The following is a 20,428-nucleotide window of genomic DNA, read 5'->3' as shown; positions in this document are numbered from 1 at the left end:
GCGAGCAGGCTCTGCCGTAATTCGGACAAGGTGAATCCAAGTCCGGCGGTTGGCTGCAAGCGCTAGCATTCAGTATTACAAGGCATACAAGGATGATTCGCATTCTGTTCTCCTTATTCATCGGGCAAACGGTTAAAGCGTGCCATATCGGTTTCACTACTGATGTCATTAAAACTGCTCATGGCTGACTGTTGACCGATTAGGGTTTGCAGTTTTAATTGCTCGGTTTGGATAAAGGCGAGTTCTGCAATCAGTCGTGAATTTAAATCCACGGCTGCCTTGGTGTTTGGGGTTTTCTCAATATGAGCTGAGAGCTCATGAATGGCTTTTAAATGCTGGTTGATTTCGTTATAGGCATAAGTGGCTTGCACACTGACTGCTTCATTTACCGCTTTGTTTTGCTGGTATTGCTTCAAGCGCTCGGTGGTCGCCCCTTTTAAGAAACTGGCATCGTCCAGTGTGATGTGGCTTTTTTCATAGGCTTTGACCAGCTCTTGGTAACGGCTTGGATTGCCTCCTGAGATGTTCTTTAACGCCTCATCCCAGGTATTGGCTGACCATTGGCGATTCTTTAAATCCGCAAGGCTATTGTTCAGATTACCAAAGCCATAATTACCACTGTTTAAGTCTTGAAGTTTCTGCAAACCATTCAATTGCGATTCGGCATTTTGATAAGTCTTTTGCAGCATCTCGTATTGTCTCCTCATCTCTACTAGTTGCTCGCCAAGCTTTTCAAGCAAGGCAATATCGGAAATGATTTCGGCATGAACATTAGAGCTTAGACAAAGCCCGGCAAGGAGGAGTCGAATCTTCATGCGCCACTCCTTTGCAGGAATACCGGCAACCAGTCTTCGGCATTGGCGCTTACCTCATCGATGATGCTGTCAAGCAGGCGCACGGTTGCTTCATTTCCCGAGAAGACGCGAATTTCTTCGGGTAGTTCACTTAAATCAAGCCGGCAAAGAATGCTCTTTCGCTCTTGTTTGTAGAGGAATAGCCTTGATTCCGGTGTTAGGGATTTGATGGTTTGATACTCCCCACGGGTTAAGCCTAAAGCACCGATATAGGTTGCTTCATTCGCTGCCGGATTGGGGAAATAGATGCTGGTCGCCACATTGGTAATGATTTCGGCGGCAATCGGTGACTGCACAATAGATTCGGGCGTTTGCGTCATGAACACGAAATGGCCGTTTTTCTTACGAATAGTCGCTGCCCATGCTTTCAAGTGCTTCAGCCAGAATGGCGAATTAAAGACCTGCCAGGCTTCATCAATAATGATGGAGGTTAAACGCCCATCAAGGCAGAGGCGTACCCGATGTAATAGGTACATGTAAACGGGCGTTGAGATTAAGGGGGATACTTCATCCATTAGATAGGTGATATCAAAGCCCACTTTATCCAAATCAACCGCCAGTGCGTCATGGTCATGGTCAAACAGCCAGGCATACTCGCCAGCCTCTCTGGTTTCATCTTCGCGAAGCCAGCGCTTTAACTCCGGCCAACGGGGAAAGTCTTTCGGAAGGCATCGGGCAATATTGCTTAAGTTGCGGTATCGGCGCTCTAAATGGTCAAAAGCATAATTCACACATTCGTTAATGGTTTCGCGAATACTGCTAGATAAATCGCTTTCATTGGGTTGTTTAATGAGCTCTGCGAACCAGTCTTTGACAAAGCTTCGATTGTGAGGCGTATCGGGAAGCATGAAGGGATTCATGGCGATACGGGCAGCATGCTTTGGTGAAATCACTGTATAGCTGCTATTGGGAGCACTCAATACATAAATCTTGGAGGCTTCATCACGGTCAAAGAAAAAGCTGCGGTTGTCGTAGCGTCCCATTTGCGCATCAAGGAACGACACCAGTGTATTCTTCCCGGCATTGGTCGCTGCAAAGATAGCCGTATGTCCTTTGGCGGGGTTCGTTTTAGACGATTGGCTGTGATAGTTAAAAAAGACCGGGGTTTTTGAGGGCGTTTCTAATAAAGTAACGGCTTCGCCCAAGTGATTGCCGTTACGAAAACCCGTATCGAAATTATGGAGTGAGCAAAAATCGACAAAGTTATGCGAGGTAATTAAACTTGCCCGTGCAATAAAGGCGTGATTGCCGGGAATTTGCGCCCAGTAAGCCAGTTCCTGGCCGATGTTCTCGCGCACTAAAACAATACCCGCTCCCGCATAGGCTTTGACTGCTTCGCGAATGGCATTCTCTAATTGGCTTTTGTCCGGGGATATGAGCATTAAGCTATTGTGATGAAAGCCTAAGCGCGCTACTTCACTGGCGAGCCCATCTTCTAAAGCACTTAACTGCTGGATTTGGCTCGCGCCTAAATCCTTGGCATTCAATAAATTGCCTCGTTTCTTATCCACTAAATCCAGTGCCACTTCGCGCGGAACCGGTGCGAAGCTATGGGTTAAGATGTATTCGGAATCCAGTTCTAACAGTTTATCGAGAATCAGGGCCTTGGTTTCTTGCCCGTATTTTTTAATCGAAAGCATGGCTGCAAAGCTGGTATTGACTGCCCCTTGAAACTGAATCGATTGACCGAAGAATAACTGTTTGTTGGTCACGTACTGGCTGAGATTGCCTTCCGGGTATTTGGCATTGGCTTTTAAAGTGTCCAGCAAGCCTTTACCGGTCATGGCGTTAAATTGAGGTTGGGTAAAGGGTAAGCGCTCGCCCGCATTAGGAATTAAGGAGAGGAAGGCCAGCAGTTCGCTATAGCCTTTTTCTCGGTCATGCTCGCCTAGTAAATGCGGTTTAAAGGGAGATAAGGAGGTTTTAAGCTGCTCCATTTTTCCAAGTAGCAAGGCGATTTGCGCTTCTCGCTGCTGTTGCCGTGCGTCAATGTGCTTAGACGCGCTGACTTTATTCGACCAGCTTAACGTTCGTGCGGCTTTGCTGGAATTATCGCCCTTGAGTACCACGGTGATATAAATTGCATTGCGGTACAGGCTTTTGCCTTGAAAACGGGCGTGGTATTTGTCGTTGACCCGCTTGGCAAACGGCGATTTAAACTCACCCTTTAAGCGAATGTCTTCTTTATGGCGGTGAATGGTCACGTAGGCCATGAATCGCTCATCGAGATGTAAAAGCGCTTGATGCAAGCGATATGACATCTCGTTTAAATACTCTGGTTCTGCCATGACAAAGGAAATGCCTTCGACTTGCAAGGTTGCACCGATTAAGCCGTCTTTGGTTTCAAATAGACTCGCTGAATTAAGGTGTGTGACCGGAAACAAGCTGCTGATTCCGGTTTCCTGTTGCAGGCGCTGCCTCATCTTAGAAAGGCTCATAGGCGCGGACTCCCCAGAAGGATGAATTAGGCAGATTAGGCAGCTTGAATAAGCGTTTGCTTAAGATGGTGAGCAAGGCCGTATCGTGTTTACAGGCAAGCCAGCCACAGGCGTGAATCGGTAGGAAAATAAGGCCGTACAGCATGCTGCCCAAGCCAATGAATGCCGCCATCGACACAATTAAGTTCATCACGTGAAACTCAAGCGTGACCCCGCCGGTCATGGCCGGGCGGGTCAGTGCGCCAAAGATGGGATTACTGTGCAAGTGATTATCAGGCATTATCCCCTCTCCACGACGCCGTAAATTTCACTGGCACCAAACACGAGGCCTAGCCCGACTAAAAAGTACACAAAATACTCTTTGGGGAATTTCTGCAATTTAAAACACATGTAACCCAAGGTGACGATAATCGCCACAGCGACCGAGCGCACCAAGTCGCCTTGCAGGTAGTTCACTGCCCCATTAATCACCGTCTCAATCGATTTGGCAAAACAGGGAACAGGTAATAAGGCACTGCACAGAGCCAGGTATCTCGCTTTTGCGAGTTGCTTAAAGCGATGAAGTTTGCGCATCATGCTCTCCTTAGCGAATCTTGGGCTGTTTGAAGTAAACGTCATTGCAGGCTTTCTCACTTGAATTAGCAGTTGCATTCTTGCGCGCAAAAATCTCCTGACGGTCGACATCAATATGCAACGGCGCTTGAATGCCCAAATACAGCATGCCGTGATGGGCTGCCAAACATTTCACCTGAATCTCACCCTCATTCAGAAACAATTTGTCGCCTAGATGGCATTGCAACACCATCATGCAATTGGCGCTAAGGTACTGAATGCCCTCAGCCGGCGTATCGATATCGATGCGCACTGAGGATTTGAACCCTAAGTGAATCAAGTCGCTATCGAGATGCAACACCTTCACTTGGATTTGCCCCTTGTCAATCAGAATCAATTCGCCTTCTCGTCTTCCCAAAATCAGCATGGTGTTCTCCCTTAGTTGCTGTTTAACATTTGTTTGATTAGTTTTAAGTACCTGCGTCCGACTTCCAGTGAGGCAGGCGTTGCTCGATCATTCGGTGCTCTGTTATTTAATGCTTCCTGCTCTTTTTCCCGAATGTGTAAGGTTCGGCACAGGTCGTAAAATTGCGGCAAGGTTGGCGGTAGTTGCTTGCGTTTCAAGCAATGATCGGTCGCCTCCTGAATAATTGCCGGTGTAAACTCCTTCAAACTGATTTGCCACTCGTTTTTCATAAACACGATAAACCTCTCTTCCTTCATGTGTGCACGCCATATCGCGCCGTAATAAGACGCAAATTTCAAAAATAAATCATCAATGTGTTCCGCTGGAGGCTCTTGGGAAGGCGATGACGTTGGAGGGCTCTTCGGCTTTGGTTTCATTTCGCCTCTTGCAGGTTGCCCAAAGCGGATCGTAGCTTCCGGCTGCTGAAGCAGGTTTTTGATGTGTTGCATGGTGTTCGTCCTTTTTGTGTTGAATCGGTAATTCATCGTTCCAGCATTGCTGAGCTATCCAGTTGCCGGCATTCTTCCAGTTGGGCATCCAGTGATTAAATGCGGTTTGTTGGTCGTGGTAAGCGATTTGTTTTTGCAAAGCGTTTATCATTCGCTGAAACAGTTCTGCTGAGGGGTTTAATTCTTGGAATGCTTGCCAAGCTTGAGGCTGGGAGCGCTTGACCGGATACACCGACCAAAATTGCTCGAATTGTTTATATAAAAAAAATAAATAATTATTATTACTATTATGAGGTATGGCGGATTCCGCCTGTTTGCCTATGGTGGCTTGCTGATTATTTGTATCGAAAGCCCTTGCCCCGCCTGGTCTATCTGAGTTATCCACAATGGCGGTATGGTGTGGCGCCTTGATGGCGGCTTTATTTTGGGCAGAAAAACGCTCACTCGCTAATAAGCACTTTAAAATAAGCGCATGCTCAGTACTTTGATTTTCAACTAAACCAGCCTTTTCCAATCCTTTAATGGCTCGGCGGATCTGATCTCTGCTTAGGATTCCACTTTGTATGCCGGGGTGTGGTTCGATATATAGGGCTTCAGCAATGGATTGATGGCTGATCTTCCGTTTTATACCAACTATACGTGTATTTATATCCATATAAGGACGTATTCCTATTAAGTAAGCCAATTGTTGAACGTGCTGTAAGCCATTAAGACCCGCAAGTTCATATTTATTAATAAAAAAATCCATAACGAATACTTCATCCCTAACGTTTTACTGCACTTGATTTTGAGCCAATACTCACATACATTGAGCGAAACGATACTTACTATCTCTTAACTCTTGCCTAATTCATTGACCATTTGATGTAAATTTGTTAAAGCTATTAGTTCAATGGATCGTGTTTTATGGGATAATACGTATATTAAAATAAATTATACCTATAATGCGTATTATGTAAATACATTATACGCAATTGTGGTATATAAATTATTTGTACTAGGTTTCTATGAATGAAAATACAGATGATCAACGTATAAATGCCGGCCGGCGTATTAAAACCGCTAGGAGTTTGGCAGGTATATCTCGCAAAGATTTGGAAGAGAAATTTGGAATTAGTATGCATACTCTCCAATCATGGGAGTTAGGCAGAAACCCTCTAAATGAAAAAACAGCATCCAAGCTTGTAGAGATATTACATAGCGCTGGCGTAAGCTGCTCTATGCAATGGCTTCTCAACGGTTCAGGCAAAAGCCCCAGCCTCTTGAATACAGATTTTGTACCTTTCCCAGCACTAGATAAAGATATAGCTCCACTTCTTAGCCAAGAAAACGCCATTCAGAGAGAAATTGAATTCTTTAAGTCAAACAATCCAAATGCTCTCGTTGTAATGATTTCGGACGACACAATGGAACCCAGTTATTCAAAGGGAGACTTTGTCGGAGGTATCAAATACCTAAATGCAGTGGATATTGAGAAATGCCTAGGCAACGATTGTATCATAGAGATCAGTGAGGGTACTTATTTTAGACGCCTAGTGAAAAGAAATAGCGGTTTCGCATTGGTTTGTTTAAATGCTCAAACTGCAGCTGAGGAACCAGTTATTTTTACAAAAAGAATATTAGCGGCAACCCCTATCATCTGGCATCGTTGGAGAATTATACGCTGAATGATTTATGAATGTTTGATATCGTTAATTATCTTCTAAATTATTTTTATAGCGGACAAGCAATTGTTTTATAAATTTGTCTTGGAAAGAGTCTTCATCAGTAATTTCATTCGTAGACATTATTTGGTTAAATTTTTCGCTATCAATTTTTAAGTCGAGAAGACCCCGAAGATAATTTCGATTATTATTAAGATCACTTAGAAGGCCAGCTCTTTCACGTAATTTCATTTCTGGCAATATTTGCATCAACTTAGTTTTCAGCTCTTCAGGATCTCCAAATAAGTCATTTTGAATATCGATATTATGAAGCTCCCTCATTTCGGACAACAAGCTTTTCGCATCAATCTTTGCTTTATTATGATTAGAGGCATATTCAATAAATTTTTCACCAGTGTATAAAATTATATCTTGGCCTGTTTCTTCAATAAATTGCTTTCGATTATCAAAATTGATACCAATTTTTTTTCCATTATAAAGTTGCCACCAATCTTCCTTTGTATCATTTGTAATAAAGATTACAGGCATTCGCAGCTTTTTAGCTTGCTGAATAGTTTCTTTCCAAATTATATAATCGCTATATTTTTTATTTTCTTCTTTTTTGTCATCTTTATGCCCGGGCCCCCTACCCTGAGAATATAGTGATTTTGCCTCTGTAATATAATTTTCTATAGCTTCATCTGAAGGTTTATTGCCTATTCTCGATTCAAATAAATTATGGATTTTTTCCAAAAGCGCATCATTTCTAACTAAATTAGGATGTTGTTTGGCTAGATTTTCAACCTCTGAAGTTATATCTTGTATTTTCTCATCAATTAAACCCAGCAAACGCGACTCATTTAAAAATGGGTGATGCTCTCGTATATTTAAACCAACAATTTTGTCTTTAAGAGTTTTCTGAGCTGAGTGGATATGGTCTAAAACACTATCTTTAACGATTGTTTGATGAGAAATTACACCAATCCTATTCTCATGAAATTCTAAACCTACTTGAAAAGGCATCCATAATTTATTAACTATGGCTTCGTGATTCAAAACCTCTAAATAAGTCTTTCGAGAGCTCTCTGAATATCTATAAATTTGTAATAAAAAATTAGTATCAGGGACAATAATGCAATTATCCCATATTTTATTAATTTCTTCTGGACATAATGGAATTAAATGTTTAAATGTATTTTTCATTATAATGCTGAGTTGATTCAATAAGCATCAATATTAACCTGCAATTGTACTACAAATTGAACGGTTATAACACTAATTACATTTTGTCCAGCTGATTTTATTTACGGCACTTATCTTATACTCAGGCGCTAAATGAGCATACCTTAATGTCATTTTTATATCAGAATGACCCAGCAACTCTCTGACAGTATTTAAATCAACTCCAGCCATAACCAATTTACTGGCAAAGTGATGACGTAAATCATGCCATCTAAATTGTGTAATTTTTGATTGCTCTAAAAGTGAAGCCCAAGACCGTTTGACGTGATTAAACGGCTGATCGCCCTTGCTGGGAAAAATCAGTATACTTTCAGCGCTTCTCTTTTGATGAAGCTGTTTCAAAATACGATACGCTTCTTCATTCAATGGAATGAAACGAGAACTACTGTTTTTAGTGATTCCACCATCGATAAAAATCGATTTGGCAGAGAGGTCTATCATGTTCCATGTTAGATTAAATAACTCTCCACGTCTTAGGCCTGTATTAATTGAAATAAGTACCATTGGCATTAAATGGTCAAAGAATTCCCCCTCCTCTAATTCCGGGTATAAGCTGTATCCACGAATCTTACGCCACTGATTAGCACTTACTCTCTTCTGCTTTAATTGGTTTTCTCGTCCTTGAAGAGTCTGCCGTAGCCGGGTTTCTTCTTCTACTGTTAGATATCTTACTTTTGGGGAGCGGTCGACTTTGAATTGCTTTAAGTTTCGTAATAGATTTTCTTTCAAAAAGCCCCATTCTGTTGCCTTAGTGATCACAGATTTAAGGGTCGTAATGTTTCGATTTATGGTTGCCTGGGCTGTACCCTCGTTTAGCCGCTTGACTCGCCATTGCTCCATTAAAGCAGGCGTAATTTCACTAAGAGGTTTTGAATATAGCTTATTAAAACATCGATGAAGGGCTTCGATGGTTTCTTGTCCTCTCTTATGATGAGCTAGAGCCCACGGTTTAAACTCATTTTCAATAAACTCTTTTAATGTATGAACCTTATTAGCACCCTTTCGGGCTGTGGGTTCAATGCCTTTGTTTGAATTACTTAATACCTCAATTGCCTTTTCTCTGGCTTGAGGCGCTGAAATAACCCCCACTGTACCTATATTAATTTTTTTCCCTCTTTTATACTGGCAGACATAGCGCATTGTTCCTGTGGGGAAAACTCTTATAAAAAATCCTTTCAAATCTATATCATGAACCTCGTACTCCTTATCTGCTGGCATTAACTTTTTTATAAGGGTATTGTTTATTTTAGCTTTCATCTATTCCCCCAAATGCTGAATCTGACTGCCTTTTACACAATAACTTTCTAACACCTCAAGCGTGCAATGGTTTTTAAAAAACTCGACAAACCCGAATTCTCTCAAGTTATTTCTTTTGTGAGTTGACATCCAGCCTATTGCTTTAAATATGTCGTTGAACTTCCTACGCAATTCAGCAATGCACTCCTGCGGCGTATTAGCTTTCTTAAATTTCCATATGGGTTCATGATGAAACAACCTGTTTCTGATCAATCTAATTTCCTCAAATCGCTTTGATATATTTTTTCTGTCATCATTCCCTCTTGCATAATGAGGGAAAACGGAAGGGATCAAATCAGGCCACAGCCTATGCGGATTAAATTGGTCAGTGTAGGTTTTTTGTTTTATTAAGGTAGTCCAAAAGCCGAATGTTAACCCTGCAACAATATCTGATGCCGAAAAGTTCTCGAACCTTTTAGACAAATCGTTTTTTGTTTCTGTAAGGATAGATTTTGACTTGCCATCTTTAATAACGAATTCAAACCAGAACTCCGTTTGAAATTTCTGAGTTGCGGCATGATGTATAGAATTACGTAAGGCAATTTCAACAGAGTGGATAAAAGGATACAATGCTTGAGATATAAGCAAATTCCAATGGTACGCACCTATAATATTTGACTTGCCTTGATTGGGGCATAATATTTCATAGCTCTTGAGTCGATCCATTGATAAGACGTTTAAGTACTCTTCCATCTCTTGCCCTTTTCTTTATTGACATATGCCTATCAAATGGCTCATAATTACTCAGTAAGCTTTTAGGGATCCGTGAAAGCGCCCCTTTAAGCAGTTGACCAAGAACCACCTTTACGGTGGTTTTTTGGTTTATAGCCCCTCAAAAATCTTCTGATCCGGCCCTGCACTATTTACAACTCTATTTCCATTTAGAAACGTACCCTAATCTTTCAGGGTGCATATAGGGTGCATTTTTATTATGGAATGTAGCATAATGATGTATGAGTGTAAATTAAAAACCGCAAGAAAGCCCTTTATATATAAGGGGTTGTCGTTCATATAGATGCATTGAAATGCATAGAGGATTATTTGATTTTGCCTTCGGGAGGCAGGGGTCGCAGGTTCAATTCCTGTCACTCCGACCAATACAAATCACAGGTTACGATATTAGCCATCGCGCTTATGTCTTCTTATAAAGTGCTAATTTATTGTATGTGAATGAGTAAAGTGTAAACCAACGCTGTAACCTTTTGATTCTCAATCCTTTATTAATTCCGCATTTCCATATCACTTAACTCAACTATCGTTTTAATCCTAAATGACACATTATAAGACATGTTAACTGAGCTTCTATCAAATAACGAGTGTTCATCTAACTGTTCCAGCTCATTGGTTGAGCTCTGGACATAGGAATCCAATTGAAATGTCGCCATGGTTCGGATGACTTCATGGAAGGAATATATTCCAAGTATGGTTCGGTGAGATTATCAAATCATTAAAATGCATTTAGTATTGTGAGCAGCTATAAAAGATTCAATTTAATTGCTCAATTTACGTCTATAATGTTTTATATTGACCCACGCACTCAGGTAAAAGTTGTATGTTATCTACTTATTTCAAATACCGTATTTTAGAATGCATCCCAGTCAAAGAAGCCTCTACAGAGGAAGAAAAGCACAAAATATATAAGTTTAGATATGAGATTTATCATAATGAATATAAAATGATAGAGGAAAACTTTGATCATCAGAGGAAAATACTTAAAGATATAATTGACGATAAAAAAAATTCAATCCTCACCTATACAACTTCCAAAAACAATATTTCAAGCACGTGCAGAGCATATTATTTAGATTGCAATGAGATATCTGAGGAAGAAAAGATGAAATACTATCTTCATCAGTTACCCCTACCCCCTAACCCATTAATCACTTTTGTAGAACGTTTAGCTGTAACAAGATCAAAACGCGGAAAATATCTCGCAGCCGCTCATGCCACCCATCTCGCAACACGATTGTTTCGTGACTTAAATAGTTATTTCACATTTTCAAGTTGTTCTCCTGGCTTACTCAAGCATTATATGCAACTTGGTTATCGACCCTACACAAATGAATTACTACAGTTTGATGACAGAGTTGAAATACCTATTGTAGTAATGCCTGACATGCAATTCTTAAAGAAAATAAAATCTGTTCTTTACCATCCAATGAATAAATACTGTTCTGATTCATTGAAAAGTTCTTACAGCAATTTTAGGCCTGAAGTATTAGAAAACTTTATAACTTCCACTAAAACTATTGATGATTTAGAGTCAACTTCTTATTTAAAATATAAAAAATCTTTTCTATACCATCTAAAAAAAGAAACAATTAATTTTATCATTAAAAATTGTTATTTTTTAAATCTTAGGAAAGGGTTTATGTTATTCAGTGAAAAAGAGCATCACCAGGAGAAATTTATTATTTTATCCGGTCACTTGAGCATATCAAAATACGAAAAAACAATTATGCATGCCCATCCTGGGGATATTGTAGGCGAATTTGGGACACACCATGACAATTATTTAAGATATACGTCTGTAAGGGCGCTGGAGGATTGTAAGCTGATGGTTATTCCTCGTGGTTTTGAGAAAAAATTATTCCGCTTTGATTCCTCTCTTTATATTAACTACATGGAATCTTATACAAAGAGCCTTTCACTCAGAGAGAGAAAATTAATCATTAATGTCCTTAATCAAAAGCAGTATACATGAGTGTTTGAATCTCTTAATCTAAAATGGGTCGACTGAGGGTAACTTTTTAATACCTGATCTCGATTATTATTCCCACAAAACTACCTGCAGTCAGATGAAAGCACCATGCAGGTAATGGCTGAGCCGAATCGGAAACTACAGTTGAGTTATATGTATAAGCCTAACGCGGTTAAGTGTTTGTTACCACTTAACCGGTTGTGCTCCATTAGAGAACGCCACGATCATCAAGCTGCAGCATCATTTTGCTATAGAGTTCAAATTCTACCTTGGCACATTGAAGCATGTCCTGGTAATCGCTTTCCTTTGTAACATTTTCATTAATTAATTCTTTTAACTCTTCCATATGACCTTGGTCAGCAATACCGTGTCGTGCAAGATAAGTCAACGCTTCATCGGGCAAAGATAATTCAGATTGGAGGATCTCACTTGCTTGAGATGCAAATAACTGACTTAATCCTTCGATCACAAAGGAGTCTGCGAGAATTGACATTGGATTCCCGATATAAGCAATATAATATAACCATGCGACTAAACAATCTGCATGAACTGATTGCTTCCGTGTTGCCAAGGTGGAAGTATCGACTCCTAATGCTTTTAAATCATTGGCTATCCACTCATGGTGCCCATATTCATCAACTGCATGATTTAAAAGCCAAATGCGTACTTTTTTATTTTCTTCAGCTACTCTTGCTCCTGCCATAGCATAGATTGTTGTGGCCATTCGTACATGTTGATAAGAATCTAACAGGAAATTAATATAGATATCTTTTAAACCATCTTTACCAACTGCTTGCATTAGAGAGAGAAGATCCTCTGACCCACTAAGTAGACCTTTAATAAAAGGAACTGACATAAATTTTTGACGCGCCTCAGAAGACTCTTCTTGTAAACGTTCATACATACCCATAGTCACCCCTCATTTAAAATAATTGTATATAAATATAGAGTATGAAATGAGTTAGTTCCAGGTACGTATTCACGAACCAGATTCCTAAATACAATACCATCCCTACTGAAGGAGTTACCAGGGTGTCTAGGTTTTTTTATCGTCCAGCCATGCATCCAAATCTTTTAAATAATGAAATGTTATCCACTTACTCCGGGCGTATAATGGTCAAGTGCATCATCTATTTTGACGGGCAATTCCGAAGAGAAATACGATTGAGAATATAGATAAGTCATTAATTCCTGCTGTTCATTGAGTTCTTGCTGCTCGATGATTATGTTGTGTTCCCCAAGCAAAATATACATCGTATCATCAACACTATGCATATTTTCTGCAGCATTTCCTTTTAATCTACTTTCTAGGTTCAATAAGGGAACACTTTCGGGTACATCTACCGTAAAAAGCTGAGGTAGTTCTCCAGCACCGCCAAACAAAAAATAATCGCTGGATAAAATCGGTCCATAACTTTCAGTTATTGCTGCCAGAATTTGACTATGAACAATATGCATATTTTGCAAAGGCGAAATATGGGCTAACACTCTGAATTCAGTTAGAAATGTTTTACCAGAAATGATTAACACCAGACAGTCACTCACTCCGATAGCGCATAAGGAATCTAAATCAAAATAAATTTGCGGTTTATCGATTACAAATTGATTCAAATTTTTAGGATTTGCTTCATATACCTGGCACACTTTGTTGGGCGTTTGAATAGTAAAGCTATCCATTTCGACTATATACAATTTTTTCCCATCAAACTCCTCTGGTTTATAAAACTGATCGCTCAGATCATAAATATCTTCCCCAGGCACTTGATAAATACTGTCAGGATTAGTGACATAATCATAGTATTCATTTGAAAATTTTGAAAAAAAATGTTTGATCGAGTTCAAACGCTCCAGGTCATCTCTAGTCATTACATGGTAATTTAAAAACTTTAGTTTCATTACAGCCATTACAATTTTTTCTAAATCATTCGTTGGTGGAATACCTAAAAGATCGTAATAAGTCATGAATGCTCTGTTCTTAGTTGGCCTAATAAGAGTATAGATGTTAAAGACGTTGGCCGACGTCCTATCAAGACGACGAAAAACAGCATCTTTGAATAGGTGGCTCCTTATTTTGGCGATCTCACTCAGCCGGTTTTGCTGAATTAATATTCCTTATATTTTAGGAATTTACCGCTTAACTTTATTGAAACTCGATCACCTGCCGGATCAGATTCGCGTTGCAAATCCATCTTAAAATCAATAGCGCTCATGATGCCATCGCCAAATTCTTCCTGAATTAGCTCTTTAAATGTGGTGCCGTAAACACTCACTAATTCATAAAAACGATAGATTAGCGGATCGGTTGGAACGGCTGTTGGCAAAGAACCACGATGAGGTACTGTTTGCAATATCGCCAAGGCTTCCTTTGGTAAGTCAAATAATTTGACCACTGTTTCTGCTTGCGCAGCATTAAATGTCATTTGCCCTAGGCAGCCTGCAGTAACCCACTCTTTGCTGCCGCCAACTGCTTTAGCTACCTCCGACCAACGCAGCTTCTTTTGTACTCGTGCAGCTAAAATCAACTTCGTTATTGTTGCCCTGTCCATGGTTTTCCTTATTAGTTAGTGCTTGAGATTTTCGCCCTGAGTTTTTGCTAATGCTTGCAAGTAGTGATCCATAAATTCGGCCATTTGTTTTAATTACATCTGTGCTAAGACGCCAATTGGAGTGGGAGCCTTAACATCTCAATTTTAAAACCAGTTAAGGCCCGGCCTATTAGTATTCTCTTCCTCCTGCGTGTCCGTATTTTGAGCGCCTAAAGATTGCTCCAAAGCAGAACAACTCCTTTTTCAATTTCTGTGAGCTTTGACAAAAGCGCTGTTTCGCTATAACTCATTTCCTAATGTTCCATCATGTTTATGCCCGGTGATGTCCGTAATACGTATACCAGGTTATCTATTCTAAAATGGTTGAATCCATAGCCTGAGTAAAGTTTCAGAAACTCTTTTGTAGCAATGACATCAATTGACTGGCAAGCTTTTTCTTTGCAATAAAGGATAGCGTACATCATTAATAATGTGACCAGCAAAACAATCATCGGATGCTGGGATTAGCGATATCACAAGCATGTCTTATTGGACTGAGCAAAGCAAAGACCAACACTCTAAACCGAGTCTCGCAATTAATGTCGAAGCCGTTAACATTGATGACCAGATTACAGCTGTTTATATATGTAAATTTCAACCTGGTTTTGGACTGGAAGGAGCAAAATCAGGGAGCGCACTTTGAACAAACCACTCCACATAATCATCGACATTCGGAGTAACGAATGCTTTGAGGTCCCAACCTAGCTCACCCCAATTAAATGGACCTAGTTCTAATCCTTTATTTTTGGCTATTCCACGAATCATCCACTCTACAATGGCACTATTACCACTTAAAATGGGTTGAAATATAGCAAAAAAATGACATAACTTTGCTATGTTAATTAAGAACGCTTCGTGCCCATCTTCTGGTTGCCAATTAATACATTGTTGAAATATCAAATCTGCTTTAGCAAATTGTTTTTCAAAATGCTTTTCTCTTTCTTCACCCTCTTCAGGGAAGGAAGGATGTATCACCAGAACTCGAAAAATACTGTCAAGTTGATATGGACGATCAGCGTTTTCAATCAACAGTACTGTGTATACGAACTGAAGAGCGTCCTCTCCATCAAATTTTAGTTGTATATCACGCTCATTCAAATGAGATTTTGCAGATTCAGGGCTGTTTTCAAAGAAGTTTGCAAAAGCATTGTAAATAAGCAGCTCCCAGGATTTTGGTCTAAAAAAAAGAATAGAGTCAGTGACATAACGCTCAGCAAATCGTCCATATTTGATAGATTTCTCAGGTTGCATTTGCGACTGATTTTTAGCGAATAAATGTCTGGCATTGCATAAATAGACATAGGCCCTACCCATTACAGACTGAGTAGCGCTTGCAGGTGCTCTAACCTCTTCATCAATTTTAAAATCTTCTGCAAATAAAGAATTAATCTTATCGGCAAATTCACTGATTATTTTTTTAGAAAACTCTTTCCAGGCGGGTTGTACCTCGGGAAAGAATCGCTGAGCTTGTGCTACACCTGATGCAAACTTAAACAATTCTCTATTCGTTTCTTCGATTTTCTCCGGGGTTTTATCTTTATCTTTACTTTTCATTAATATTTCCCATCAGGGTATAGACTTCAGATTGGCTTCAAAAACCTGTCTGTCATTTACTTGATAAATTCTAAGGTCCATTCTGTCCTTTTTCTTGCTGAAGCTTCGGAGCCTCTCTCTTTACCACATCACACATGGCTGAGCAGTGGCTGAGATAGACAATCAAATGGCTAGTATGATCTGATTTTTTTAAGATCGCATTGTCCTTCTGCTTATCTATAAGCGCCTTAATCTCATCAATTGACGTTGCATCGCCAATCTTATCTATAAGCAGTTTGGCATACTCCACTTTGGTTGCGGTTAATGCACTATCTCGAAAATAGCGGGTAGTCAGGGATTCAGAAAACTTACCCTGCACTAAAGATCCTCTTGAATTTATATAACGTGTCAGCTCTCTGATACAGCTTTCTTTAAGATTATCAAGGCTAAGCTCTCTTTCATTCAGTAATATTTTTTCCCCTTTCACAACAGCCTCTGCCAATTTATCTTTTGTCCAGAAAGAAATACTTGGCAAAGGTTTTTGAGAGCGACTTTGGCTTGAGAACGCATGGTTAACAAATTCTTCTGCCAAACTTAATTCTGAGTTTATTCCCCAAATGAGTCGAAATCCGCCTTCACTGTTATAGCCATCCGCTAGAATTTTCGCCACAGTGGGGTTAGCTTTTAAAAAGCTGGCATCAAATATATCCGGCCTCTTTTCCTTGATGAACAGTAAAGCCTTAACAGTATCCATACTTTCTGGAATTTTTATTCTCAATCCAGTGAGCCAGCGATTGAAACGAACTTTTTGTTGCTCCCATGTTTCGCTGCTAATTATGCTGTTTCTGCGCTTTCCTTTGCTGCTAATTTTGTCTTCCTCTTCTTTTTCCAGCAGCAAAGCCATGCCCACATCTATGCAAACGGTTTGTCCCTGGGCAGTAGTTATAAAGTTAAAGGGGGCAGCATCAATGATAATACGCCCTGTACGATTGAAAATATCAACAACAGCAGTGCTGATTTCCCTATCCGTAGCCTCTCGACCCTTGATGTAGGGGCAGGTCCAACCTCTGCCAAGGGATTCTAGCTTATGGATTTCAGCGGCTGGCTTAATATGGGAGTTTATCTCATTCCATATACTCACAGCACGTTCCGGTGTATCGGTGGCATCACCTACACTTAGTGGCTTTTTGAATACCAGAGTTTCCTCATCATTGACATAAGCTGTGTTGAAAGCACCCTCACCTAGTTTCTTCCAGGGCATGTCATTATCTCAATTATCCACTTTGCTTAATTCTAGACCATTGACTGCCATCGATTCAATCAGCATCTGTTCACCTAAGAAATCCAGCTAAATGGCTATACTGTATATATCCTGAATTACAGAAAATAATCATCATGCTATTAAATGAATTCATTGAACGTAACCATCAGTTTGGTAATTTGATAAATAAGCATTTAGAAATACTTAAACATCATCCAGATTTAGAGAATTTAGACATCATAATAAGCTATATCGACGATCTCTTGGGTACTGAAAATGGGCCAATTTATTTTGAAAGAATCATTAATTATCATCTCGCGAGCACATTAGCCTACATAGTCTCGGCCTTGCATGAGGAGGAATTGTTGAATGAAGAGTCCCTATTCAGGCTTACCCATTTTGAACAGCCTAACAGTATGGGTCAGGGGCTGGCTCAATTAAAATCATCAGGCTTACTGAAGGCTAATTTTGAACTGTTAAAACCATTTGATCAGATTTTATTTTCAAGGCCCATGTTAGGGGTCTGGAGTGCAATCCCATTAGGGGAGATGACTCAGGACAATGTCGATTCTTTGATCGCGATTTGCCGCAGGAATGGAACTATCGAAGAAAAACAAAATGCAATCCGTGATTATGTCAATCAGAATCTGCTCTATCTGGATGAAGAAGAACCTGTTCAATTAAATCGAGCCCAGAGCACTCATACAGCCAGCGTTCATGCAACAACAGACTTAACGGTCTGGTTACTGGATTTAAGCCATAGACAAAATCCTGTTCCCCTGAAAAGTATAGAGGAAATCATTAGTCTGCTTGAAAATTGCCCTGCCGAAACGCTGGATGTTGAACAAAAACGTGCAGCGGTTGATTGTTTGAGACGGTTACGTTCGCTGCCCGCAGAAATTGTTTTAGATCCTGAAAAGAAGGCAGTCGCTTTACGCTTGGTTAAAGAAACAGAACTAGGTAAGGAAGCGGCAATATTGCCACTGTTGCCCCTAATGGCACAGGAGGCCGAAAAGCTTCAGGTGACTAGTATCGAGCAATTTATACGCCTGATTTTTCATAACATCTCCCAGGATGATCAGCTTGATTATTGGACTGCTTTTGTATCAGCGCTTTATGAAATTCAGCGAGGCTATAATCTGGATGAGAGGGGCATTGATAATTTATCAGCGGAAGATAAAGAAATTTGTTTTGGCGGCACAGCCAATAAATTCTGTGAGCGATTACAAGGTTTATCCCCACTTATTAATTTCATATACGTGGATAATGTATCGATTATTTTAAAAATAAAGCAGCTTTTGCTCAATGAAATTCTCAATACTGCCGATGAGTTGCTTAACGAGCAAGCAAATGACGAGTTTATTTTATTGATTGGGAATATGCAGAATGATGAAAAGTCAATTCATCGTTATCATCAGGCTTTTAGTTATTTAAAGCCCCAGCTGGAACAATTGCTGGAACTTAAAGTGTATTCCATCATCTCTGGACAAAATGCGCTTGAAAAACTGCTCAATGATTTTGAAATTGCAATTGATAATTTTCCCGATATCACCAATCCAAAAGAGGCAAAGGATTTTAGTCCCGAATCTTTGCTTAGATTTGCAAAATTTGTGGGTATAAAAAATGGGATGCTGCGAAGTGCTGCAAATTATCCCGGCTTTTATCCTGCTGATAAGCGTCCAGGAGAAGCAAAACAAAATGAGCAAGACAATGAGCTATCAAAAAGTGATGAAGTACCCAGAAAAAATCATTGACATCACTATGGGCTGATAAAAGCATTGCCGGCAACCTTTGTTCTGAGAGGCCCAACCCCTTTGCGTGGGCCAAGGGCCGAGACTGCATTTTATTGCAGAATTCCTTAACTCAATAGCCGTGCCCTAGGGGGAGCCAGGGGATACCACTGGATTGGCTTCAGTCATTTTTATTTTTTTTCTTGATGGCTGGCCAAAAATGCCTGCAGAGCTTACGCCTGTCTCCCTTAATGCCTCTATTTCTTCAGCTCTGCGCTTAGCTCCTTCATTTTCCTCTTTATAAGCACGCAATTCAGCACACTCCTGCCTTAACTGAGACATTTCTTTAGCGAAGTCAATTAACGCTGAAGCGGAAGGAAGGTTGGTAATATTCGGAGCTCCGCTTTTACCTGACAATTCATGAAAAAGCATATCGACCCTCCTCTGGTCAACCACGGGTTGTGGCTTATAACCGAGAGCGACTGTAAATCGCTCCTCACTAAGTTCACGACTATTGCCTTGCGTGTCTAATATTTCCAGTTTTCTCATTTGAGCTTCTTGATAATAGGGGTTCTCCATAGTGATAACCCCATACATTTCATAAAGCGTATCGAGAGACAGCTTTGTTTCACTTCCCAAAGTTATGAGCTGATTAAAAAAATAATCAGCAATTTCCCAAACAAAAATATAGCATCCCTTACTTTCGACCCTCTTTAATTGTTCAATTGCCTCTTCTGTTTTATCACTTTCAAATAAACTTAGCACTTCGTCAGGTGAGGGTTTGAGTTCCAGGAAATCATAGATTTCTTTTTTTAACTCTTCCAGTGCTTCATTATCATCGAGTATATGAATAAAATAATCTAAATTACTCTCATTTTCCGTATCAAGTGTAACCTCCCAACGGGGCTCCGGGAAGGACGGCATTGAGTGATAAACTCTGTAACCGAGTTTCTGTTCCAGCTCTTGAGGAGTCATCTTATGCCGAGGATGTATAATTAAACTGCCTTCATGAGAACCAAAACTTGTATAACTTACCATTAAAGAGGGAGCTTTTGTTGTTTGAGAAATTATAGTTTTTCCAAGCATTATCTCCTTATGGTCATACTGATAAATTCTATGGAAATGCCGTTCATTTTCATTTTCATCATCAGGGCTATTACTTTCATCAACCAGTTGCCATTTCGTAAGTTTTACAACACCCTCCGGAAACAAATCCTTAATTTCTTTCCGTTTCAATTTACCCAGAAAATTAAAACCACAAGCCCTCAGATCCAGTTCTTTTATGCTTTCTCCTAGTGTTTGTGCGATAGCCTCTGCAATACGATACACATTCTCAAATCCCAAATTTCCCAAATTTGAAAAACAAAAACTGATTGTTTTAGTTTGCTCAGGTAATTTCTTTATTATTTCCAATAAATTATTTATTTCATCTGTGCTATGTTGTAGTTCAGTAAAATCTGAGTCTTGAAATAAAACCGTATGAATTTGTCTAAATTCCTCGGCATTTTTTTGATAATCCAATAACTTTTCCTTAATTGGAAGAACTGATATTCCGGCTTCAATTTTAATCAACAGTTTGTCTTTCTGAGAGTGTTCATCCTCTTGTGTAGAAACAGCTAAAATATCATCATGGTTTGATAAAATGATCTCCTTTCCTGTTAATTTAATCTTCTTCATT

The 20,428-nt window shown here is 39.8% G+C and carries 19 protein-coding genes; 3 read left to right on the top strand and 16 right to left on the bottom strand.

Annotated features, from left to right (window positions below; translation table 11 throughout):
- Positions 1–113: 113 nt before the first annotated feature.
- The 7 genes from DYH61_RS02885 to DYH61_RS02855 are packed head-to-tail and all read right to left on the bottom strand — an operon-like array spanning position 114 to position 5,507.
- Positions 114–815: a TrbJ/VirB5 family protein gene (locus DYH61_RS02885; protein ID WP_058508248.1), complete on the bottom strand. Its 702-nt coding sequence runs from the start codon at positions 813–815 to the stop codon at positions 114–116.
- The gene (locus DYH61_RS02880) at positions 812–3,292 is read right to left on the bottom strand and encodes a VirB4 family type IV secretion/conjugal transfer ATPase (RefSeq protein WP_058508249.1); all 2,481 of its coding nucleotides are present in this window, start codon (positions 3,290–3,292) and stop codon (positions 812–814) included. The genes DYH61_RS02885 and DYH61_RS02880 overlap by 4 nt, the downstream gene beginning before the upstream one ends.
- Positions 3,279–3,572 carry a VirB3 family type IV secretion system protein gene (locus DYH61_RS02875; RefSeq protein WP_058508250.1) on the bottom strand — a complete coding sequence of 98 codons (294 nt, stop codon included), beginning with the start codon at positions 3,570–3,572 and terminating at the stop codon, positions 3,279–3,281. The genes DYH61_RS02880 and DYH61_RS02875 overlap by 14 nt, the downstream gene beginning before the upstream one ends.
- Positions 3,572–3,868 (bottom strand): TrbC/VirB2 family protein, encoded by a 297-nt coding sequence (locus DYH61_RS02870; protein WP_234999871.1) that lies wholly within the window; start codon positions 3,866–3,868, stop codon positions 3,572–3,574. Before DYH61_RS02870 ends, DYH61_RS02875 begins: the two co-directional genes overlap by 1 nt.
- Positions 3,869–3,875: 7 nt before the next feature.
- The gene (locus DYH61_RS02865) at positions 3,876–4,271 is read right to left on the bottom strand and encodes a carbon storage regulator (RefSeq protein WP_058508252.1); all 396 of its coding nucleotides are present in this window, start codon (positions 4,269–4,271) and stop codon (positions 3,876–3,878) included.
- A gap of 11 nt (positions 4,272–4,282) precedes the next feature.
- The gene (locus DYH61_RS02860; RefSeq protein WP_133129127.1) at positions 4,283–4,567 is read right to left on the bottom strand and encodes a hypothetical protein; all 285 of its coding nucleotides are present in this window, start codon (positions 4,565–4,567) and stop codon (positions 4,283–4,285) included.
- Between the two features lie 52 nt (positions 4,568–4,619).
- The gene (locus tag DYH61_RS02855; protein ID WP_058508254.1) at positions 4,620–5,507 is read right to left on the bottom strand and encodes a hypothetical protein; all 888 of its coding nucleotides are present in this window, start codon (positions 5,505–5,507) and stop codon (positions 4,620–4,622) included.
- Positions 5,508–5,766: 259 nt separating this feature from the next.
- Between DYH61_RS02855 and DYH61_RS02850 the strand changes: the two genes are divergently transcribed.
- Positions 5,767–6,426 (top strand): helix-turn-helix domain-containing protein, encoded by a 660-nt coding sequence (locus DYH61_RS02850; RefSeq protein WP_058508255.1) that lies wholly within the window; start codon positions 5,767–5,769, stop codon positions 6,424–6,426.
- Between the two features lie 24 nt (positions 6,427–6,450).
- Here DYH61_RS02850 and DYH61_RS02845 read toward each other — a convergent pair whose 3' ends face one another.
- The 3 genes from DYH61_RS02845 to DYH61_RS02835 form a co-directional block, all read right to left on the bottom strand.
- Positions 6,451–7,605 (bottom strand): PIN-like domain-containing protein, encoded by a 1,155-nt coding sequence (locus tag DYH61_RS02845; RefSeq protein WP_058508256.1) that lies wholly within the window; start codon positions 7,603–7,605, stop codon positions 6,451–6,453.
- Between the two features lie 72 nt (positions 7,606–7,677).
- Positions 7,678–8,901, bottom strand: a complete 1,224-nt coding sequence (locus DYH61_RS02840; RefSeq protein ID WP_058508257.1) for a site-specific integrase — start codon at positions 8,899–8,901, stop codon at positions 7,678–7,680.
- Entirely contained in the window at positions 8,902–9,633 is a 732-nt protein-coding gene (locus tag DYH61_RS02835) for an Abi family protein (RefSeq protein ID WP_058508258.1), read from the bottom strand. It lies immediately after the preceding gene.
- Positions 9,634–10,492: 859 nt separating this feature from the next.
- Between DYH61_RS02835 and DYH61_RS02830 the strand changes: the two genes are divergently transcribed.
- Positions 10,493–11,644 (top strand): Crp/Fnr family transcriptional regulator, encoded by a 1,152-nt coding sequence (locus DYH61_RS02830; protein WP_058508259.1) that lies wholly within the window; start codon positions 10,493–10,495, stop codon positions 11,642–11,644.
- Between the two features lie 205 nt (positions 11,645–11,849).
- On the opposite strand, the gene DYH61_RS02825 is transcribed toward DYH61_RS02830, so the two are convergent.
- The 5 genes from DYH61_RS02825 to DYH61_RS02805 all read right to left on the bottom strand — a co-directional run bounded on the left by DYH61_RS02825 (position 11,850) and on the right by DYH61_RS02805 (position 17,020).
- The gene (locus DYH61_RS02825) at positions 11,850–12,551 is read right to left on the bottom strand and encodes an iron-containing redox enzyme family protein (RefSeq protein ID WP_058508260.1); all 702 of its coding nucleotides are present in this window, start codon (positions 12,549–12,551) and stop codon (positions 11,850–11,852) included.
- Positions 12,552–12,730: 179 nt separating this feature from the next.
- Positions 12,731–13,603: a hypothetical protein gene (locus tag DYH61_RS02820; protein WP_058508261.1), complete on the bottom strand. Its 873-nt coding sequence runs from the start codon at positions 13,601–13,603 to the stop codon at positions 12,731–12,733.
- A 140-nt stretch (positions 13,604–13,743) separates the two neighbouring features.
- The gene (gene cynS, locus DYH61_RS02815) at positions 13,744–14,187 is read right to left on the bottom strand and encodes a cyanase (RefSeq protein ID WP_058508262.1); all 444 of its coding nucleotides are present in this window, start codon (positions 14,185–14,187) and stop codon (positions 13,744–13,746) included.
- A gap of 633 nt (positions 14,188–14,820) precedes the next feature.
- Entirely contained in the window at positions 14,821–15,780 is a 960-nt protein-coding gene (locus DYH61_RS02810) for a hypothetical protein (protein ID WP_058508263.1), read from the bottom strand.
- A 70-nt stretch (positions 15,781–15,850) separates the two neighbouring features.
- Positions 15,851–17,020, bottom strand: coding sequence for a hypothetical protein (locus DYH61_RS02805; RefSeq protein ID WP_058508264.1), 1,170 nt, complete (start codon positions 17,018–17,020; stop codon positions 15,851–15,853).
- 134 nt (positions 17,021–17,154) lie between these two features.
- Here DYH61_RS02805 and DYH61_RS02800 point away from each other — a divergent pair, with 134 nt between their 5' ends.
- A complete protein-coding gene (locus DYH61_RS02800) occupies positions 17,155–18,774 on the top strand; it encodes a hypothetical protein (RefSeq protein ID WP_058508265.1) in 1,620 nt (539 codons plus the stop codon).
- Between the two features lie 123 nt (positions 18,775–18,897).
- Here the strand turns inward: DYH61_RS02800 and DYH61_RS02795 are convergent, their stop codons facing one another.
- A complete protein-coding gene (locus DYH61_RS02795; RefSeq protein WP_058508266.1) occupies positions 18,898–20,427 on the bottom strand; it encodes a hypothetical protein in 1,530 nt (509 codons plus the stop codon).
- Between the last annotated feature and the right edge of the window lies 1 nt (position 20,428).

Source organism: Legionella quinlivanii (genome assembly GCF_900461555.1).
Classification (GTDB): domain Bacteria; phylum Pseudomonadota; class Gammaproteobacteria; order Legionellales; family Legionellaceae; genus Legionella_C; species Legionella_C quinlivanii.
The sequence above is the reverse complement of the archived record's forward strand: the minus strand, read 5'-3'. Positions and strand labels throughout refer to the sequence as shown.

What these genes read in the sequence shown, in the direction of transcription:
- DYH61_RS02885 (WP_058508248.1), bottom strand. Translation starts at nt 815, where the DNA reads ATGAAGATTCGACTCCTCCTTGCCGGGCTTTGTCTAAGCTCTAATGTT.
- DYH61_RS02880 (WP_058508249.1), bottom strand. Translation starts at nt 3,292, where the DNA reads ATGAGCCTTTCTAAGATGAGGCAGCGCCTGCAACAGGAAACCGGAATC.
- DYH61_RS02875 (WP_058508250.1), bottom strand. Translation starts at nt 3,572, where the DNA reads ATGCCTGATAATCACTTGCACAGTAATCCCATCTTTGGCGCACTGACC.
- DYH61_RS02870 (WP_234999871.1), bottom strand. Translation starts at nt 3,868, where the DNA reads ATGATGCGCAAACTTCATCGCTTTAAGCAACTCGCAAAAGCGAGATAC.
- DYH61_RS02865 (WP_058508252.1), bottom strand. Translation starts at nt 4,271, where the DNA reads ATGCTGATTTTGGGAAGACGAGAAGGCGAATTGATTCTGATTGACAAG.
- DYH61_RS02860 (WP_133129127.1), bottom strand. Translation starts at nt 4,567, where the DNA reads ATGAAGGAAGAGAGGTTTATCGTGTTTATGAAAAACGAGTGGCAAATC.
- DYH61_RS02855 (WP_058508254.1), bottom strand. Translation starts at nt 5,507, where the DNA reads ATGGATTTTTTTATTAATAAATATGAACTTGCGGGTCTTAATGGCTTA.
- DYH61_RS02850 (WP_058508255.1), top strand. Translation starts at nt 5,767, where the DNA reads ATGAATGAAAATACAGATGATCAACGTATAAATGCCGGCCGGCGTATT.
- DYH61_RS02845 (WP_058508256.1), bottom strand. Translation starts at nt 7,605, where the DNA reads ATGAAAAATACATTTAAACATTTAATTCCATTATGTCCAGAAGAAATT.
- DYH61_RS02840 (WP_058508257.1), bottom strand. Translation starts at nt 8,901, where the DNA reads ATGAAAGCTAAAATAAACAATACCCTTATAAAAAAGTTAATGCCAGCA.
- DYH61_RS02835 (WP_058508258.1), bottom strand. Translation starts at nt 9,633, where the DNA reads ATGGAAGAGTACTTAAACGTCTTATCAATGGATCGACTCAAGAGCTAT.
- DYH61_RS02830 (WP_058508259.1), top strand. Translation starts at nt 10,493, where the DNA reads ATGTTATCTACTTATTTCAAATACCGTATTTTAGAATGCATCCCAGTC.
- DYH61_RS02825 (WP_058508260.1), bottom strand. Translation starts at nt 12,551, where the DNA reads ATGGGTATGTATGAACGTTTACAAGAAGAGTCTTCTGAGGCGCGTCAA.
- DYH61_RS02820 (WP_058508261.1), bottom strand. Translation starts at nt 13,603, where the DNA reads ATGACTTATTACGATCTTTTAGGTATTCCACCAACGAATGATTTAGAA.
- cynS (WP_058508262.1), bottom strand. Translation starts at nt 14,187, where the DNA reads ATGGACAGGGCAACAATAACGAAGTTGATTTTAGCTGCACGAGTACAA.
- DYH61_RS02810 (WP_058508263.1), bottom strand. Translation starts at nt 15,780, where the DNA reads ATGAAAAGTAAAGATAAAGATAAAACCCCGGAGAAAATCGAAGAAACG.
- DYH61_RS02805 (WP_058508264.1), bottom strand. Translation starts at nt 17,020, where the DNA reads ATGCCCTGGAAGAAACTAGGTGAGGGTGCTTTCAACACAGCTTATGTC.
- DYH61_RS02800 (WP_058508265.1), top strand. Translation starts at nt 17,155, where the DNA reads ATGCTATTAAATGAATTCATTGAACGTAACCATCAGTTTGGTAATTTG.
- DYH61_RS02795 (WP_058508266.1), bottom strand. Translation starts at nt 20,427, where the DNA reads ATGAAGAAGATTAAATTAACAGGAAAGGAGATCATTTTATCAAACCAT.